Source organism: Methylomagnum ishizawai (genome assembly GCF_900155475.1).
Taxonomy (GTDB): domain Bacteria; phylum Pseudomonadota; class Gammaproteobacteria; order Methylococcales; family Methylococcaceae; genus Methylomagnum; species Methylomagnum ishizawai_A.
Genome location: NZ_FXAM01000003.1, coordinates 120,381 through 138,180 on the forward strand (window position 1 = coordinate 120,381; position 17,800 = coordinate 138,180).

Consider the following 17,800-nt stretch of genomic DNA (forward strand, 5'->3'; position numbering starts at 1 on the left):
GGGCACCCTCAACTATTGGTGGCGGGCTGTTCGCGGCCATGGCTCCGCTATCTCCCCGCTGATAACGCAAGTTATTGTTTCAATAGACATTTTATCCTTGAACCGGGTTTGGCACGGGTTTCGCCCTATTATCCGGGTCGCGGCGATCACGCCGCGCCATTCAAACCACAAACCCGGCAATGGAGCCAAACATGAACCCCAATAAAACCTTCCTGACCTCCACCCTGGCCGCCGTCGTCGCCCTGGGCCTTTCCGCCAACGCCCAGGCCGCCGAGAAGAAGGCCGACGGCGAAAAATGCTACGGCGTGGTCAAGGCCGGCAAGAACGATTGCAAAACCCTGTCCAACGCCTGCGCCGGCCACGCTATGGAAGACGGCCAAAAGGACGCCTTCCTGGTGGTGCCCAAGGGCACTTGTGAAAGGATCGTCGGCGGCTCGCTGGAAGCCCCGCAAGGCGGCAAGTGATGGACGCCGTGGCGCAGTCCCTATCTATGCGCCGCGCCCCGGCAGCGATCCCGGCCCAAGCCGGGATCGGCCTCCGCGCCGAACACTGGCGGGAGGCGGCGGAAACCGCCCCCGCCGTGGGCTGGCTGGAAGTGCATAGCGAAAACTATTTCGGTGGCGGCGGGCCACCCCTCGCCAGTTTGGAGCGGTTCCGGGCCGACTATCCCATCAGCCTGCATGGCGTGGGCTTGTCGCTGGGTTCGGTCGATGCCCTGGACGAATGGCATCTGGCCCGGCTCAAGCGCCTGATCGGGCGGATCGAGCCGGGGCTGGTGTCGGAGCATCTGTCCTGGGGCGCGTTCGGCGGGCGTTTCCACAACGACCTGCTACCCCTGCCCTATACCGAGGAAGCGCTGGACCATTGCGTGGAACGTTTGCTCAGGGTCCAGGAGTTCCTGGGACGGCGGCTGTTGATCGAGAACCCGTCCAGCTATCTGGAATACACCCATTCCACCCTGGCCGAATGGGACTTCCTGGCCGAGGCGGCGCGGCGCTCCGGGGCGGGCATCCTGCTGGACGTGAACAACCTGTATGTGTCCTGCCAGAACCATGGCTGGGACGCCCACCAATATTTGCGGGGGATTCCCGGCGGCTGGGTCGGGGAAATCCATCTGGCCGGGCATACCCGGCAGCGCTTCCCGGAAGGCGACATCCTCATCGATACCCACGACCAAGCGGTCTGCCCCGAGGTCTGGACGCTGTACGCCGAGGCGTTGGCGCTCGCCGGTCCCAAGCCCACCCTGGTCGAATGGGATGCCAAACTGCCACCGCTGGCGGAACTGGTGGCCGAAGCCCATAAAGCCCAGCGCCTGCTGGAGGAGTCCGCCCATGCCCACGCTGCTTGAAGTGCAACGCGGCGTCTCCGCCGCCGTGTTCGACGGGGATGCTACAACCTTGCCCTGGATCAGGGAGAACGGCTGGGCGGTGGAACGGCGGCTCGCCGTCTACCGCAACAATACTTTCCTGGGCTTGATCGAAGCGCTGCGGGCGGTCTTCCCGGTGGTGCGGCGGCTGGTGGGCGGGGAATTCTTCGCGGCCCTGGCCCGGCACGGCGTGGCCTGGCATCCGCCGCGCTCGGGTTGCCTGCTGGATTACGGGGCGGAATTTCCCGGCGACATCGAGGCTTTCGACCCGGCCCGCGACCTCCCCTATCTGCCGGATGTGGCGCGGCTGGAATGGGCCTGGCACGGGGCTTTCCACGCCCCGGAATCGACGGTGTTCGGGCTGGCCGAACTGGCCGCGCTGCCACCGCGATGCCGGGCCGGGCTACGGTTGCGGCCCCGGCCCGGTGCCGCCTGGCTGGCCTCGGCCTGGCCGGTACTGCGGATATTCCATGTCAACCAGCCCGGCTATCCGGGCGATCCCGGCATCGACCTCTACCGGGAAACCGGCTGCCGGGTGCTGGTCCTGCGCGACGGGGCGGAGGTGGTGCTGCATCCGCTGTCCGCCGGGGAGTTTGCCTGCCTCGACAGCCTGGCGCGGGATGCCGATCTGGAACGCGCCTTGCGGGCGGGACCGGGGGCCGAACCCGGCTTCGACCCCGCCGCCAGCTTGGCTCGCTTGTTGGGCCTGAATGTGTTTTGCCACTATCCAACCCCCATCGCGGAGGTATCGCCATGATCGATTTTGTCGCCCATGCCCCGGCCAAACCCTGCTGGCGGGCATGGCCCGCCCGGCTGGGCGCGTGGTTGGATGCCGCCCGTCCGGCCGGGGATTTATTGCTGCGGCTATGGCTGGCCCAGGTATTCTGGGTGTCCGGCCAGACCAAAATCCAATCCTGGGACAGCACGCTCTACCTGTTCGAGAACGAATACGCCGTGCCCTTGTTACCGCCGGAATGGGCGGCCTATCTCGCGACCTCGGTGGAACTGGCGTTCCCGGTATTGCTGGTCCTGGGCCTGGGCGGGCGGTTCGCGGCCTGGGTCCTGCTGGTCTTCAACGGGGTGGCGGTCCTGTCCTATCCCGACCTGGGCGCGGCGGGCTTGGAACAGCACGGGGTCTGGGGTTTGATGCTGCTGGTGGCCTTGCTGCACGGGCCGGGCGCTTGGTCGCTGGACCATTGGTTGGGACGGCGCTGGCGGATGCCACGCTGAGCCGGGCCGGGAGGGTGCCATGCCTATCGAAACAGCGCGGTCCGCAGCCGACCTGGGCACGATCCTGTGCCCGGCCTGCGGTGGTGAAAATCCGGCGGACGCCATATTCTGCGGCAACCATTCATGCCACAAGGCCCTGGGCGAATTCCGCTATGTGTTGGAAGAACTGCGGGCGGCCCGCCACTGGATCGAACACTTGGCCGACCGGGTTTCGGAATTCGCCGGGCGTCCGCAATTCATCGCCCTGCATGTGTTTTGGTTTGCGGCCTTGATCGCCGCCAACTCGGGACGGGTGGCCTGGCTCGGCGTGTTCGACGCCTATCCCTACAGCTTGCTCGGCATCATGCTGTCGGTCGAAGCCATCCTGGTGACGGGCTTCCTGCTCATCAGCCAGAACCGCCAGCACGCCTATGCCCATATGCGGGCCGAGTTGGATTACGAACTGAATATCCGTTGCTATCGCAAGTTGCTGGAACTCGAACGGCGGCTGGACGCCCTGGTCGCGGCCCATCCTCCCTCCCCTCCGAGGACTCCCCTATGAAACCACGGCACACTCCCGGCCCGGTCTGGCTGCGCGGCCTGAAATCCCTGGTGTTCCTGTCCGGCTTGCTGCCCTTGGCGGGATTGCTCTGGGAAGGCTGGACCGATAGCCTGGGGGCCAATCCCATCGAGCGGATCACCCGTGCCACCGGCTGGTGGACCCTGGCCTTCCTGATGATCGGACTCGCGGTGACACCCCTGCGGAAAGCCCTGGGCCGGCCTTGGCTGGGCCAGTTCCGGCGGATGCTGGGCTTGTTCGCGTTCTTCTACGCTAGCCTGCACTTGGCGATCTATGTGGGGCTGGATCAATATTTCGCCTGGGGCGATATCCTGGCCGATATCGCCAAGCGGCCCTATATCACCGTGGGTTGCGCCGCCTTCATGCTGATGCTGCCGCTGGCCGCGACCTCGACCGATGGCATGGTCCGGCGGCTCGGCGGCCAGCGCTGGAAACGCCTGCACCGCTGGGTCTATCCCATCGCCCTGGCCGGGGTGGCGCATTTCTGGTGGCTGGTGAAGCAGGATATCAGCGAACCCCTGGTCTTCGCGGCGATCCTGGCGCTGCTGCTGGCCGCCCGTTTGCCGCCGCGTTGGGGTAAGGATGTCCCTTGGCCCAGGAAGGCGGTCGCCCCGCAGCCGGACCCGCCATGACTGCGGGAAGGTTCCGCGACCGGCCCACCCGCCTCATTCGACGGCATCCACCCCGAAACGGCGCTTGAGTTCCTCGATCAAAGCCGCGCGCTCCGCCACATCCGCCACCACCACATCCAGGGCGACCCGGCCCGAATCCCATTCCTTGATGGTCCCGATATGGGTTTCCCCAGCCCGGATTTTGTACTGGCGCGAATTCTCCTTGCGCTTGCGTTCCTTGGGGTGTTCATGGAGGGCGCGGAGTTCCCGCACTTCGCGGCGGCCCGCCTCGCCCTGGCCCAGCCGCTCGGCCATTTGCAAAGCCACTTCCAAACCGGCGCTGGCTTCCAGCAAGGCCAGTTCGTATAGCGCCGACATCGCGTAATCCTCGGGATTTTGCGAAACCCGTTCGATCACCGCCGCCGACAACCCGAGGATGCGCAGGGTCTTGTTGACCTGGGGCAGGGACATCCCGGTCGCCTCGGCCAGTTCGGTTTCCCCGGCGTAGACCCGCCGTTCCAAAAGATCGCGCCAGGCCAGGGCGTTGTCGAGCGCCGATTGCTGGTTGCGGTCGTTGTTCTCGCGGAAGCTGTATTGGTATAGCTCCTGGTCGCTCAAATCATCGTGGAGCATCAGGTCGATGCGCTCCAGCCCGGCCAGTTTGATGGCTTTCCAGCGGTAATGTCCGGCGATGAGGGTGTAGCGCCCCTCGCGCTGGGTGGCGATGGCGGGGATGAGCTGGCCGGTGGCGGCGATGCTACCCGCCAGTTCCTTGACCCGCTCGGGGCGGTAGATGCGGCGGGCGTTGTAGGGATTGGGGTCCACCTGGTCGATGGGCACGCTGGCGAAGCGGGCGGTCTTGCCGCGGCGGTCGGTGGTGGGTATGGCTTCCGGGCCGGGTTCCACGGCAACGGAAAAGCCGGTGGGTTGGCGCTCGACCACCGCCTGGGCGTGTTTGAAACGCTCGTCCAGGGCTTGCGCCGCCTTCTGCACACGGGACTGCATATCGCGTTTGGATTTGCTCATTTCGATTTCCCCCGCTGGGCGGCGCGGACGGCGGGTTTCTTCGGCTTGATTGCCAACAGGGCCAGCACCTCGTCGGCCAGGGCGTCGGCTTCCAGCGCCGCCGGGGATTTCTTGGCGATGCTGCCGACCACCGCGCCGTATAGCTGGGATTCGGCGAAGGCGTTGCGCAGCGAGAGATAGGATTCCAGCATCGGGATATCGGCGTCGTTCCTGAGTTCTTGCAGGCACAGGTCGAACAAGCGTCCGCGCCGGACCATCGAGGCCAGGTAATAGGCCCGCAAGGCCGGGTTTTCCTGCCGGGCCTTGAGCGCCAGTTCCTTGGCCTCGCGGGAGGCCCAGACATTGTCCATCACCGGGACCACCGGGATCAGGGCCAAGTCGGCCACGTTGAGCGCGGCCCAGGGGATGGGGCTGTCGATGGCGGGCGGGCAGTCGATGAACACCAGGTCGTAGAGCGGGGCGCGTTTGGCGAGTTCGCCGATCATCTTTTCCCTGAGCGGCGCGAGCGAGACGACCTCCGCCGGGAAGGGATCGTCCGCTTCCGCCTGGGCCGACCAGATCATGCTGGTTCCTTGGCGGTCCATGTCCACCACCAGCACTTTGAAGCCACGCATCCCCAAGGTGCCGGCCAGTTGCATGGTGGTCATGGTCTTGGCGCAGCCGCCTTTCTGATTGAAGACGGCGACGAGTTGGGCTGGCATGTGGACTCCTGTGACTTTCACGCGTGAAAGTGGATGGCTGGGTATGGGCGCAGACGTATGATAGGAATGAAAAAATATCCGGTAAATATTTTTCAAGCCGGATTTCGGCAACGCTGTGCTTGCGTCCTATCGCTCACGGCTTTCACGCGTGAAAGTCGCGGTGGGTAGCCCGGATGCGGAGAGCGGGCCGCCCGGACCGACACAAGGCCGCTTTCACACGTGAAAGCGACGCCCGATCAGCCTTGCTTGGCCTGGGCTTGTTCCAGGATGGCGACCACCGCCGGATGCTGGATTTTGCGCTGGGCCGAGATGGCGTAGAACCGCTCGCGCACGCCTCCAGCCACGCCCAGCAACTCGACCCGGTATTGCCGCCGGATTTCCTCCTCCACCAGGATCGGCGCGACGAACAACCCGACGCCCGCCCCGCCGAAAGTCTTGAGCAGGGCGCTATCCTCGATCTCGGCGCGGATATTGGGGCTGAGGTTCTCCGCGTCGAACCATTGGTCCAGCGAACGCCGCAGCGCCAAGCCGCCGCTCGGCAGCAGGAACGGCGCGCCATTCAATGAGCGCGGGAAATCCCGGACGTAGCGCTCCACCAAATCCTGGGTACCGAACACGCCGACCTCCGACTCCCCCAGCGGATGGTTGAAGACCCGGAGCCCCGCCGTCGGCGTGGCCGGCACGTCCGACAACACCAGATCGACGCCGTGCAGGGCGATTTCCGCCAACAGCCGTTCCGGCTTGTCCTCGTGGCAGATCAGGCGCAGGGGACCGACCAGGCGCAGGGCCGGTTCCAACAAACGGTAGGCCAGCAGCTTGGGCAGGCCGTCGGCGATGCCCACCGTGAGGCGCTGCATCGGTCCGCCGCCGCGGCCGTTGAGGAAGCCGGTCAGCTCGCGGCCCAGGGCGAAGATTTCATCGGCGTAATGGAACACCCCGCGCCCGGTCTCGGTGAGGGCGAGCTTGCGGGCGTCGCGGTGGAAGAGCTTCTCGCCGATGGTGCCCTCGAAGAGGGCGAGCTGGGCGCTGACGGTGGGTTGGGCCAGATGCAGCTTCTCGGAGGCGCGGGAAACGCTGCCTTCCTTGGCGACGGTCCAAAAATAAAACAAATGTTGGTAATTCAGGCGTTGCATTTTTATCCCCGATGGTTCCACGCCCCGGCTTTCACACGTGAAAGCGGAGCCCATTCCCGGCCACACGCATCCCGTCCACTTTCACACGTGAAAGTGGAATCCACCCCCGACCGGAACCACGCATCCTATCCACCCGTGCAAAACCGGAATCGCGACCCATGGCTAAAAAACCGGGCCATTCAGCCAAGGCGCGGCGGCGGATGCACTGGAAGCGGCCTCAAACATAGATTAAAGCTATGAATTTCTTTTAAACATCCTATTTTACTATGCTGTAACCGCCGCGTAGGCTACGCCCCGTCATCAGTCCGCTTCCAACGACAACGAGGCTCCAGCCATGCAAAAACTCATCGAAGGACTCCACCACTTCCAAACGGCGCTGTTCGGCTCCCAGCGCGAATTGTTCGAACGGCTGGCGGCGGGGCAAACGCCCGAGACCTTGTTCATCACCTGCTCGGATTCGCGCATCAATCCCAACCTCCTGACCCAGACCGAACCCGGCGAACTGTTCATCCTGCGCAATGCCGGCAATATCGTTCCGCCCTATGGCGCGGGGCAGGGCGGCGAGGCGGCGACCATCGAATTCGCCGTGGCGGGACTCGGGGTCAAGGACATCATCGTCTGCGGGCATTCGCATTGCGGGGCGATGAAGGGCTTGCTGGAACCGCCCCCGGCCCGCGATTTCCCGGCCCTGACCCAGTGGCTTGGCCACGCCGAATCCACCCGCCGCGTGGTGATGGACAAATACGGCGGGCGCGAAACCCCCGCCCTGCTCAACGTGACCATCCAGGAAAACGTCTTGGCCCAGATGGAAAACCTCCGCACCCATCCGGTGGTGGCCTCCGGGCTGGCGCGGGCAAGGCTCAAACTGCATGGCTGGGTTTACAAGCTCGAAACCGGCGAGGTCTTCGCCTACGACCCGGCCACCGGCCAATTCCACACCGCGACCGGGCAACGCCCGCCCCAACCCGAACGCCCACTCTCCCCCCTGGAAATTTAAGGAGGCCCCCCGGATGAACACCGCCACCAGCCAACACCCCGCGCCCGAACCCCCCACCGCGACCCTCCCGGACGACAAGGAACTACGCCGCTCGATCCTGTTACTCAGCTCGGTCTTGACGCGGGTCTTGAAAACCCAGGCCCGGCCCGGCATCGCCGCCACGGTCGATCAACTGCAACGCCGCTTCGCCGCCCTGCTGCGCGATGGCGGTCCCGCGCGGCGGCGGCAACTCTTGGAAACCATCGAAACCCTGGACCCCGAAACCCTGGGCGAGGTGGTCCGGGCCTTCAACCGCTATTTCAGCCTGTTGAACATCGCTGAGGAATCGCACTACCTGCGCCAGCGCCGCCGCCAGGCCGAGCGCGGCGGCCATTACTGGCCGGGCTCCTTCCACGACACCTTGCTGAACTTCAAGCAATCCGGCGTCGGCGTGGACCAACTCCAAGTGCTGCTGGACGAGTTGCTTTACCTGCCGGTGTTGACCGCCCATCCCACCGAGGCCAAGCGGCGCACGGTGAAGGGCGCTTTGCGCGAGGTGTTCCTGACCCACGACGCCGTGGCCGACAACCGGGTCAAGGGCTCGTTCCGGCGCGAGGCCATCGAGCGCCTGCAAAGCCAGATCCATGTGCTGTGGAAAACCGACGAGGTCCGCGCCCACAGCATGGGCGTGGCCGACGAGATCGAGGCCGGATTGTTCTATTTCCCCCTGTCCTTGTTCCAGGCCACGGCGCGGGTCTATCGGAATTTCGAGCGTTCCCTGGTCGATGTCTACGGCGAGGCGGCGGCGCGGCGGGTGCGGGTGCCGAGCTTCCTGCGCTTCGGTTCCTGGATCGGCGGCGACCGCGACGGCAATCCCAACGTCACGCCGGAAACCACGGCCCTGGCCCTGCGCCGCCAAGCGGAAGCCATCCTGCGCGAATACCTGCGCCGCCTCGACGAATTGCGCGGCCAGCTCTCGCATTCCCAGGGTTTCTGCGAATTTTCGGCGGCGTTCCTCAACAGCCTGGCCACCGACCGGGGCGAACTCGGCCCCGCCGTGGCGGCGCTGGAACGGCCTTATCTGCAAGAGCCCTACCGCCACAAGCTGAGCTTGATGCGATACCGTATGGAACGGTCCCTGGCACGGGTGGAACGGGCGCTGGCGGGCGAGGCCGACGCCGCCGACGGGTTGGCCTATCCGGGCGTGGCCGAATTCCTGGCCGATCTGCGCCTGATCGACGAATCCCTGCGCGGCCATGGCGACGAATCCATCGCCAATCTGGAACTCCACGACCTGATCCGGCTGGCCGAGACCTTCGGTTTCCACCTGATGCAATTGGATGTGCGCCAGGAATCCGGGCGGCATACGGCGGCGGTGGCGGATATTTTGAAAGCCGCGCTCGGGGTGGATTACCCGGCCCTGGACGAGGCGGAACGCCTGCACCTCCTGGGCGAGGCCATCGCCGCGCCGGGCGGCTTGGTCTACAACCGCGCCGATTTGGCCACCGCCACCCGCGAGACCTTGGAAGTGTTCGACGTGATGGCGCGGATGCGGCGCGAAATCGGCCCGGATTGCTTCGGCAGATACGTGATTTCCATGACCCACGCCGCCAGCCACATCATGGAAGTGATGCTGCTGGCGGCGCAGAGCGGCTTGGCGGGACGTTTGGCCGGGCACTGGCATTGCCATCTCGGCGTCAGCCCCTTGTTCGAGACCATCGAGGACTTGAACCACATCGAGGCGGTGCTGACCCGTTTGTTCGATACCCCGGCCTACCGCGAATTGCTGCGGGTGTCGGGCGAGCGGCAGGAAGTGATGCTGGGCTATTCCGATTCCTGCAAGGACGGCGGCATCCTGGCCTCGGCCTGGGGCTTGTACCGGGCGCAGCGCCAAGTCATCGACCTGGCCGCGGCGCGGGGGCTCAAATGCCGCTTGTTCCATGGCCGCGGCGGCACGGTGGGACGCGGCGGCGGACCCACCCACGAAGCCATCCTGGCCCAGCCACCCAACACGGTGCTGGGCCAGATCAAGTTCACCGAACAGGGCGAAGTCCTGTTCTACCGCTACAACAACATGGAGACCGCCATCTACGAGCTGACCATGGGCGCGACCGGCCTGCTCAAGGCCAGCGTGGGCCTGATCCAGCCGGGGCCGGGCGACCGCGCCGAGGATTGGGCGGTGATGGGCGAACTGGCGCGGATCGGCGAACACAGCTACCGCGAACTCACCGAGCGCACCGAAGGTTTCCTGGATTATTTCTACGAGGCCACCCCGGTCGGGGACATCGGCCAGCTCAACATCGGTTCGCGGCCTTCCCACCGCAAGAAGCAGGACCGCTCCAAGAACTCGGTGCGGGCCATCGCCTGGGTGTTCGCCTGGGCGCAGGCGCGGCAGACCTTCCCGGCCTGGTATGGCATCGGCGGCGCGGTATCGACCTGGTGCGCGGGCAAGCCGGAGCGGCTGGAAACCCTGCGCCGGATGTACCGGGATTGGCCGTTCTTCCGCAACCTGCTGGGCAATGCCCAGATGGCCCTCGGCAAATCCGATATGGAACTGGCCAAGGAATACGCCGGCCTGTGCGTCGATCATTTGGCCGGTAAGCGGGTGTTGGGCTTGATCGAGTCCGAATACCGGCGCGGCGTGGAATGGGTGCTGGATATCGCCCAAAGCGACCGGCTGATGGCGGAAAACCCGGCCCTAGCGGCCTCGCTCAGGCGGCGCGATGGTTTCCTCGGTCCCTTGAACTACATCCAGGCCTGGCTGTTGCGGCGGGTGCGGGAAGCCGACGCGGAAGCGGGCGGCGACAACCCCTGGCGCAAACCCTTGTTGCGGACCATCAACGCCATCGCGGCGGGAATGCGGAACACGGGTTGATTCTTTCCAGCGTTGTCGATTGACCGGGAGCATTGCCATGAACAGCCAAACCCAGCGGATCGCGGCCACGGACGGCATCCACGGAGCGCGGCGGGAAGCCGTCTATTTCAGCCATCTCGACGCCTTGGAAGCCGAGGCAATCTTCATCCTGCGCGAGGTCGCGGCGGAATGCCGCAATCCGGCCCTGTTGTACTCGGGCGGCAAGGATTCGGCGGTGGTGCTGCACCTGGCCTACAAAGCCTTCCACCCCGAGCGCATCGGTTTCACCCTGCTGCATGTCGATACCGGCCACAACTATCCCGAAGTCCTCGCCTACCGCGACCGCATGTCGGGGCGCTATGGCTGCACGCTGAAGGTGGCCGAGGTCGAGGATTCGATCCGGCGCGGCAGCGTGCGCCTATGCCACGACCTGGAACCGCGCAATCCCCATCAATCGGTCACCTTGCTGGAAGCCATCGCCGACCTGGAATTCGATGCCTGCATCGGCGGCGCCCGCCGCGACGAGGAAAAAGCCCGCGCCAAGGAACGCATCTTCAGCTTCCGCGACGAGTTCGGCCAATGGAACCCGAAACGCCAGCGCCCGGAACTGTGGGAGCTATACAACGCCCACGTCCGCCCCGGCGAAAACATCCGCGTCTTCCCGATTTCCAACTGGACCGAATTGGATGTCTGGCAGTACATCGAGCAGGAAGGGATCGAACTGCCCTCGATCTATTTCGCCCACGAGCGGGATGTGGTGCGGCGCGGCGACTTGCTGGTCCCGGTCACGCCGCTGACCCCGCCACGCCCCGGCGCAACCGTGGAGCGGGTCCGCTGCCGCTTCCGCACCGTGGGCGATATCACCTGCACCGCCCCGGTGGAATCGGCGGCGGCGACGGTGGCCGAGATCATCCGCGAAACCATCGAGACCCGCGTCACCGAACGCGGCGCGACCCGGCTCGACGACCAAGTATCGGAAGCCGCCATGGAACAACGCAAGAAAGAGGGGTATTTCTGATGAACGTGATTCCCATCGCCCGCGCCCAGGCCCAACCGACCCCGGCAGCCGAGGAGCCCACCCATACCGGATTGCTGCGCTTCATCACGGCGGGCAACGTGGACGACGGCAAAAGCACCCTGATCGGTCGCTTGCTGTACGACTCCAAAAGCATCCTGGCCGACCAGCTTTCCGCCATCGAACGGACTTCGCACAAACGCGGCTTGGCGGAAATCGATTGGTCGCTGCTGACCGATGGGCTACAGGCCGAGCGCGAGCAAGGCATCACCATCGACGTGGCCTACCGTTATTTCGCCACGGCCCGGCGCAAGTTCATCATCGGCGACGCGCCGGGACACGAGCAGTACACCCGCAACATGGTCACCGCCGCCTCGACAGCGGATGTGGCGGTGATCCTGGTCGATGCCCGCAAAGGCGTGGCCACCCAGACCCGGCGGCATTCCTATCTGGCCCGGCTGGTCGGCATCCCCCGCATCGTGCTGGCGGTCAACAAGATGGATTGCGTGGATTACGACCCGGCGGTGTTCGGGCGCATCGCCGCCGATTACCGGGCCTTGGCCGGGGAACTGGGCTTCGCCGAGGTCCGCGCCATCCCGCTGTCGGCGCTCAAGGGTGATAACGTGGTCGAGCGCGGCGCGGCCATGCCCTGGTACGACGGACCCACCTTGCTCGAATACTTGGACGGCGTGCCCGCCTTGCATGATGGTTCGGAACGGCCCTTGCGCTTCCCGGTGCAACGGGTGGCGCGGGTGATGCTCGGCAACCGCGCCATCGGCCTGGACGCCGCGTTTCCAGCCGAATTCCGCGGCTATCAGGGCACGGTGGCGGCCGGGGTGTTGCGGGTGGGCGATCCGGTGCGGGTCTTGCCCCTGGCCCGCACCACGCGGGTGAAAAGCCTGATGCTGGCGGGCCAGCCGCTGCGGGAGACAGCGGCGGATAGCGCGGTGGTGGTGGAATTGGAGGACGAGGTCGATATTTCGCGCGGCGACATGCTGGCGGCGGTGGACGCGCCGCCCCGCATCGCCAGCGAGATCGAGGCGGACCTGTGCTGGCTGGCGGAAGAACCCTGGATGCCCTCGCGCCGTTATTCGCTCAAGCACACCACCCGCACGGTGCGGGCGGTGGTGCGCGAGCTGGTCTATGCCGTCGATGTGAACACCCTGGCGCGGATACCCCAACCCGCCGCCATGGCGATGAACGATATCGTTCGCGCCAAACTCAAGCTGCAACAGCCCATCCTGGCCGATACTTACGCCGAGAACCGCGTCACCGGCAGTTTCATCCTCATCGACGACGCCACCCACGACACGGTGGCGGCGGGGGTGTTGGTCTAGAACCGGGGCGTGCGCGGCGGATTCAAGCTGGAGGAAGACATCATGCCTAGCCATAGCCTGAGCGAGCATCCCCTGTTTCCCATACCCCGCGCCTTGCGCCGCCTGTCCGGCAAATCATGGGCGTGGTCCCTGGCGGTCCTGGCCTTTATCGCCCTACTGCCCGACCTCGCCCTGGCCCTGGCCGGGCAGTTGGCCCACGCGGTTTGGTTCGTGATCCATACCGTGATCGGCGTCCTCGAACTCAGTATCGAGTGCCTGGTCGAGTGGGCCTTCCACACCAGCCGCCACACCGCCCAACTCATCACCGCCTGGATTTTATTGCTGATGTTCGTGCTGCTGCTGGTCTGGGTGACGCGGCGCTGGCTGCTCCCGGCCCTGCGCGCACCGGCCAGCGACGACGACACCGCCCCGCGCTGAGCGGGCGGGGCAGCCTTGGAAACCGGCCCGATCAAGATAAAAAAGCCCTCATGGACACCCCACACGCCCATCCCAGCCCGCAAGCGCGGCTCCGCCACCTGATCTGGCTGGAGCGGCGCGACCTCTGGACCGTGGTCGCCTTCGCCATGGGCGCGGGGCTGATGGCCCTGGCGACACCCATCGCCGTGCAATCCCTGGTCAACACCATCGCCTTCGGGGCGTTGCTGCAACCCCTGGTGGTGTTGGTGGTGATCCTGTTCGCCAGCCTCGCCTTCAACAACCTATTGATCGCCTTCCAGTTCTATGTGGTGGAGATGATGCAGCGGCGCATCTTCATCCGGCTGATGGGCGACATCGCCGACCGTTTGCAGAAGGTGGCGCGGGAAGCCTTCGATGGCCGCAACGCCCCAGAGTTGGTGAACCGCTTCTTCGATGTGCTGACGGTGCAGAAAAGCGCCGCCGTGTTGCTGCTGGACGGCCTCGCCTATGGGCTGCAAGCGGTGATCGGGATGTTGCTGCTGGCCTTCTACCATCCCATCCTGCTGGCCTTCGACCTGTTATTGATCGCGGCGGTGGCGTTCGTGTTCTTCGTGCTGGGACGGCACGGGGTGGCGACCTCCATCGAGGAATCCAAGGCCAAGTACGCGGTCGCGGCCTGGCTGGAGGAAATCGCCCGCAACCCCATGTTATTCAAATGGGCCGGCAGCCCCGGTTTCGTGGCGCGGCGCTCCGACGCCCTGGCCCGCGATTATCTGGCGGCGCGGGAAGCGCATTTCGGCGTGGTGTTGCGCCAACATCTGGGGGTGTTGTTCCTGCACACCCTGGCCAACACCGCGCTGCTGGGCCTCGGGGGCTGGATGGTGATCGAACGGCAATTGACCCTGGGCCAGCTCATCGCCGCCGAACTGGTGGTGAACGCCATGCTCGGGGGCTTGAGCCGTCTGGGGAAATCCCTGGAAAGCTATTACGACCTCGCCGCCGCCATGGACAAGCTCGGCCATCTGCTCGACCTGCCGCAGGAACGCGACGGCGGCGCGACCCTCGAACCCGCAGGCGGACCCGCCGCCGTGCGGCTCCACCAACTGGGATTCCGCTACGGCGATGGCCGCGAGGTGTTCCGCGCCATCGAGGCCGAGGCCCGGCCCGGCGAACGCATCGCCCTGGTGGGGGCCAGCGGTTCGGGACGGGGCACCTTGCTGGAACTGTTGTTCGGCCTGCGCACACCGACCCAAGGCGCGGTCTTGGTCGATGACTGCGATATCCGCGATGCGAGCCTGGACAGCCTGCGCCGGGAAACCGCCCTGGTCCAAGGCATGGAAATCCTCGAAGGCAGCGTATTGGACAACCTACGCATGGGCCGCCCCGAACCCGGCCTCGCCGCGATCCGCGACACCCTCGCCGCCCTGTGCCTGGCCGACGATATCCTGGCCCTGCCCGAAGGCTTGAACACGCGGCTGAACCACCTGGGCGCACCGCTATCCCCGGAGAAGACCCGGCGCTTGCTGCTGGCCCGCGCCGTGGTCGGCCAGCCGCGTTTGCTGTTGATCCACGAACTGCTGGACGGCATCGACGCCTCCATCCGCGGCGAAGTCATCGCCTGGATCCTCAGGCCCGACGCGCCCTGGACCGCCATCGTCGCCACCCAGAGCGCCGAGGTGATGGCCTGTTGCGACCGGGTCTGGCACCTGGAGGCGGGCCGCTTACAAGAAACCCGGATGCCGGTCCCGCAACCACCCGAGCCTGCCCCAATCCCATGAACGCCCCCCATTCAAACCCCGGCCCGGCCCTCCCGGCCCTGGCCCTGACCGAAACCGCCCCAGGGGTGCAAACCCTGGCCCGCTCCCTGGTCGGCCTGTTCTGCCTGCTGTTGGTGTTCCTGGGCTTCACGCCCTGGCAGCAGAACGTCGGCGGCCTGGGTCGGGTGGTGGCTTATGCGCCCCTGGAACGCCAGCAGACGGTGCAAGCCCCGGTCGAAGGCCGGGTTTCCCAATGGTGGGTGCGGGAAGGCACCAAGGTGAAGGCGGGCGACCGCCTCGCCGAAATCAGCGACAACGACCCCGAATTGCCGCGCCGCCTGGAAGCCGAATACCAAACCCTGTTGGGCCGCATCGCCACCATCGAAGGCCGGATCGGCGCGGTGGAAAACCAAGTCCGCATGGCCGGGCAATCCCGCGACATGGCGGTGGGCGCGGCGGAAGCGCGGGTCCGCATGGCCGAGGAACGCCTACGCGCCGCCCGCCAGGCGGTAGACGCCGCCCAGGCCGGACTCGCCACCAGCCAGCTCAACCTCGACCGCCAGCAAGCCCTGCTCGCCAAGGGCCTGACTGCGACCCGCACCTACGAACTGGCCCGGCTGGAACAAACCCAGCGCCGCACCGAACTCGAACGGGCCAAGGCCGCGCTCAAGGCCGCCGACAGCGAGGTCGAGGCCATCCGCGCCGACCGCCGCAAGACCGGGGCCGACACCGAATCCGGCGTGGAGAAAGCCAGGGCCGACCTCAACAAAAGCCGCGAGGAACTGGCCTATGCCCAGGCCGAGAAACTCAAACTGGAAACCCGGCTCAACCGCCAGCGCACCCAGGTTGTCACCGCCCCGCGCGATGGCACGGTGCTACGGTTGGCGGTCAGCTCCCATTCCGAATTGGTGAAGCCGGGCGACCCGCTGGCCGTGCTGGTTCCCGACACCCAGGAACGGGCGGTGGAACTGTGGGTGGATGGCAACGACGCCCCCTTGATCACGCCGGGGCGCAAGGTACGGCTGCAATTCGAGGGCTATCCGGCGGTGCAGTTCTCAGGCTGGCCGGAAGTGGCGGTGGGCACTTTCGGCGGGGTAGTGGGCCTGATCGACGCCACCGACAACGGCCAGGGCCAATTCCGCCTCCTGGTCGTGCCCGACCCCGCCGACACGCCCTGGCCGGGCGAGCGTTTCCTGCGCCAAGGCGTCCGCGCCAATGGCTGGGTCTTGCTGAACCAAGTCTGCCTGGGCTATGAATTCTGGCGTATCTTCAACGGCTTCCCGCCGACCTATCTGCCCAGCCATCCGCCCTGGGAGCAGAAAGCGGCCAAAACGGAAAAATCCGGCGACTACGGCAAGGAGGAAAAATGAAGCGCATCGCCCTGGCCTGGATAGTGGGCTTGCTGGTCCTGGCCTGGATCGGCGCGGCCCACGCCGAGCGTTCGGAGCGCTTCAAGCTGCCCAGGCCGGACCCGTCCGCCGTCCAGGACCAGGTGCCCGTGCTGACCCTGGAAGCCGTCACCGAGGCCGCGCTACTGAGCTTTCCAGGACTGGTCGCCGCCGAACAGCGCAAGGCCGCGGCCGACGGCGAGCAACTCGCCGCCGAGGGCGGTTTCGATACCCAGCTCAAACTGCAATCGCGCTGGTCCATCGCCGGGCTGTACGAGAACCGCAATTACGATGTCTCCATCGAGCAGCCCACGGGGTTGTGGGGCACCACGTTCTTCGGCGGCTGGCGGCGCGGCACCGGCAATTATCCCGTGTACGAAGGCAAAAGCCAGACCGCCGACGCCGGCGAAGTCCGCGCCGGGGTCAACATCCCGCTGTGGCGCAACGGACCCATCGACCGCCGCCGCGCCAGCCTGGCCCAGGCCGAACTGGCCCAGCTCATCGCCGGACACGATTACGACGCCGCCTTGCTGGAACTCAAGCGGGTGGTGGCCCAGCGCTATTGGGATTGGGTGTTCGCGGGACGCCGCCGGGCGGTGGCGCGGGAACTGCTGACGATTTCCGAACGCCGCGACGCGGGGCTGCGCCAGCGGGTCGCCGCGGGCGACGCCGCCGCCATCGAAGCCACCGACAACCAAAGGACCCTGCTCGAACGCCGCGAACGCCTGATCGCCGCCGAACGAATGCTGGAACAAATGGCGCTGCAACTCGCGCTCTACTGGCGCGATGCCGACGGCGAACCGCGCATCCCCATCCCGGAACAATTGCCGGAAGCCTTCCCGGAAGCCGTCCCGCCCGATATGCACGATCTGGCCGCCCTGGTCGAAGAAGCCCGCCAGCGCCGCCCCGAGTTGCGCAAGCTGGAACAACAGCGCAAACAAGTCGAGATCGAGCGCGATCTGGCCCGGAACCAACAAGCGCCCGGCATCGATATCGCCCTGATGGGGGCACAGGATTTCGGAACCGGCACCTCCAAGCTCATCAACCGCGAAGAATTCTATGCGGGCGTCACCCTCGACCTGCCCTTGCAGCGGCGGGTAGCGCGGGGCCGCACCCAGACCGCCGAAGCCAACCTCCAGCGCCTCGCCGCCGATATCCGGCTGGCCGCCGACCGGGTCGCGCTGGAAATCAGGGACGCCGGGTCGGCGCTCAAGGCGGCGCGGCAACGCATCGCCCTGGCCCGCGAACAACGCGCCACCGCCCGCCAATTGGCCGAGGCCGAACGCGACCGTTTCGAGTTGGGCGACAGCACCGTGTTGACGGTGGATTTGCGGGAATTGGCCGCGGGCGATGCCGCCCTGGCCGAAGCCGAGGCCATGGCCACCTTTTTCAAGGCGATGGCGGATTACCGGGCGGCGTTGGGATGGCTGGATACCCCGGCCAGGGATTGA

Annotated in this window: 17 protein-coding genes; 14 read left to right on the top strand and 3 right to left on the bottom strand. The window is 66.1% G+C overall.

The features are described from left to right. The first annotated feature begins 191 nt into the window (after positions 1-191). From B9N93_RS22625 to B9N93_RS22650, 6 genes are read left to right on the top strand one after another with little or no spacing between them, the layout of a single operon-like run. Positions 192-464: a BufA1 family periplasmic bufferin-type metallophore gene (locus B9N93_RS22625; RefSeq protein ID WP_085216650.1), complete on the top strand. Its 273-nt coding sequence runs from the start codon at positions 192-194 to the stop codon at positions 462-464. Next, a complete protein-coding gene (gene bufB / locus B9N93_RS22630; RefSeq protein ID WP_085216651.1) occupies positions 464-1,348 on the top strand; it encodes an MNIO family bufferin maturase in 885 nt (294 codons plus the stop codon). Before B9N93_RS22625 ends, bufB begins: the two co-directional genes overlap by 1 nt. Beyond that, positions 1,332-2,123, top strand: a complete 792-nt coding sequence (locus B9N93_RS22635) for an HvfC/BufC N-terminal domain-containing protein (RefSeq protein WP_176225404.1) — start codon at positions 1,332-1,334, stop codon at positions 2,121-2,123. The genes bufB and B9N93_RS22635 overlap by 17 nt, the downstream gene beginning before the upstream one ends. After that, positions 2,120-2,596 carry a DoxX family protein gene (locus tag B9N93_RS22640; RefSeq protein WP_085216652.1) on the top strand — a complete coding sequence of 159 codons (477 nt, stop codon included), beginning with the start codon at positions 2,120-2,122 and terminating at the stop codon, positions 2,594-2,596. The genes B9N93_RS22635 and B9N93_RS22640 overlap by 4 nt, the downstream gene beginning before the upstream one ends. Positions 2,597-2,615: 19 nt before the next feature. After that, positions 2,616-3,137, top strand: a complete 522-nt coding sequence (locus B9N93_RS22645) for a DUF1003 domain-containing protein (protein ID WP_085216653.1) — start codon at positions 2,616-2,618, stop codon at positions 3,135-3,137. Next, positions 3,134-3,787, top strand: coding sequence for a protein-methionine-sulfoxide reductase heme-binding subunit MsrQ (locus B9N93_RS22650; RefSeq protein ID WP_085216654.1), 654 nt, complete (start codon positions 3,134-3,136; stop codon positions 3,785-3,787). The genes B9N93_RS22645 and B9N93_RS22650 overlap by 4 nt, the downstream gene beginning before the upstream one ends. Before the next feature lie 33 nt (positions 3,788-3,820). Here the strand turns inward: B9N93_RS22650 and B9N93_RS22655 are convergent, their stop codons facing one another. The 3 genes from B9N93_RS22655 to nhaR all read right to left on the bottom strand — a co-directional run bounded on the left by B9N93_RS22655 (position 3,821) and on the right by nhaR (position 6,626). Beyond that, positions 3,821-4,792, bottom strand: coding sequence for a ParB/RepB/Spo0J family partition protein (locus tag B9N93_RS22655; protein ID WP_217807385.1), 972 nt, complete (start codon positions 4,790-4,792; stop codon positions 3,821-3,823). Further along, complete coding sequence (locus B9N93_RS22660) at positions 4,789-5,493, bottom strand: ParA family protein (protein ID WP_085216655.1); 705 nt, start codon at positions 5,491-5,493, stop codon at positions 4,789-4,791. Before B9N93_RS22660 ends, B9N93_RS22655 begins: the two co-directional genes overlap by 4 nt. A 236-nt stretch (positions 5,494-5,729) precedes the next feature. Continuing rightward, a complete protein-coding gene (nhaR, locus tag B9N93_RS22665) occupies positions 5,730-6,626 on the bottom strand; it encodes a transcriptional activator NhaR (RefSeq protein ID WP_085216656.1) in 897 nt (298 codons plus the stop codon). Positions 6,627-6,960: 334 nt separating this feature from the next. Between nhaR and B9N93_RS22670 the strand changes: the two genes are divergently transcribed. Genes B9N93_RS22670 through B9N93_RS22705 form a run of 8 tightly spaced genes read left to right on the top strand, consistent with a single transcriptional unit; the run spans position 6,961 to position 17,800 of the window. Beyond that, positions 6,961-7,623, top strand: a complete 663-nt coding sequence (locus tag B9N93_RS22670; protein ID WP_085216657.1) for a carbonic anhydrase — start codon at positions 6,961-6,963, stop codon at positions 7,621-7,623. Between the two features lie 13 nt (positions 7,624-7,636). Next, positions 7,637-10,477: a phosphoenolpyruvate carboxylase gene (gene ppc / locus B9N93_RS22675; RefSeq protein WP_085216658.1), complete on the top strand. Its 2,841-nt coding sequence runs from the start codon at positions 7,637-7,639 to the stop codon at positions 10,475-10,477. 37 nt (positions 10,478-10,514) lie between these two features. Further along, positions 10,515-11,474, top strand: coding sequence for a sulfate adenylyltransferase subunit CysD (cysD, locus tag B9N93_RS22680; protein ID WP_085216659.1), 960 nt, complete (start codon positions 10,515-10,517; stop codon positions 11,472-11,474). Then, positions 11,474-12,808: a sulfate adenylyltransferase subunit 1 gene (locus B9N93_RS22685; protein ID WP_085216660.1), complete on the top strand. Its 1,335-nt coding sequence runs from the start codon at positions 11,474-11,476 to the stop codon at positions 12,806-12,808. The genes cysD and B9N93_RS22685 overlap by 1 nt, the downstream gene beginning before the upstream one ends. A 42-nt stretch (positions 12,809-12,850) precedes the next feature. After that, positions 12,851-13,225 (top strand): hypothetical protein, encoded by a 375-nt coding sequence (locus B9N93_RS22690; protein WP_125469175.1) that lies wholly within the window; start codon positions 12,851-12,853, stop codon positions 13,223-13,225. Between the two features lie 50 nt (positions 13,226-13,275). Next, positions 13,276-14,982, top strand: a complete 1,707-nt coding sequence (locus B9N93_RS22695; RefSeq protein ID WP_085216662.1) for a peptidase domain-containing ABC transporter — start codon at positions 13,276-13,278, stop codon at positions 14,980-14,982. Beyond that, positions 14,979-16,331, top strand: coding sequence for an HlyD family secretion protein (locus tag B9N93_RS22700; protein ID WP_085216663.1), 1,353 nt, complete (start codon positions 14,979-14,981; stop codon positions 16,329-16,331). Before B9N93_RS22695 ends, B9N93_RS22700 begins: the two co-directional genes overlap by 4 nt. Continuing rightward, positions 16,328-17,800 (top strand): TolC family protein, encoded by a 1,473-nt coding sequence (locus B9N93_RS22705; RefSeq protein WP_085216664.1) that lies wholly within the window; start codon positions 16,328-16,330, stop codon positions 17,798-17,800. Before B9N93_RS22700 ends, B9N93_RS22705 begins: the two co-directional genes overlap by 4 nt.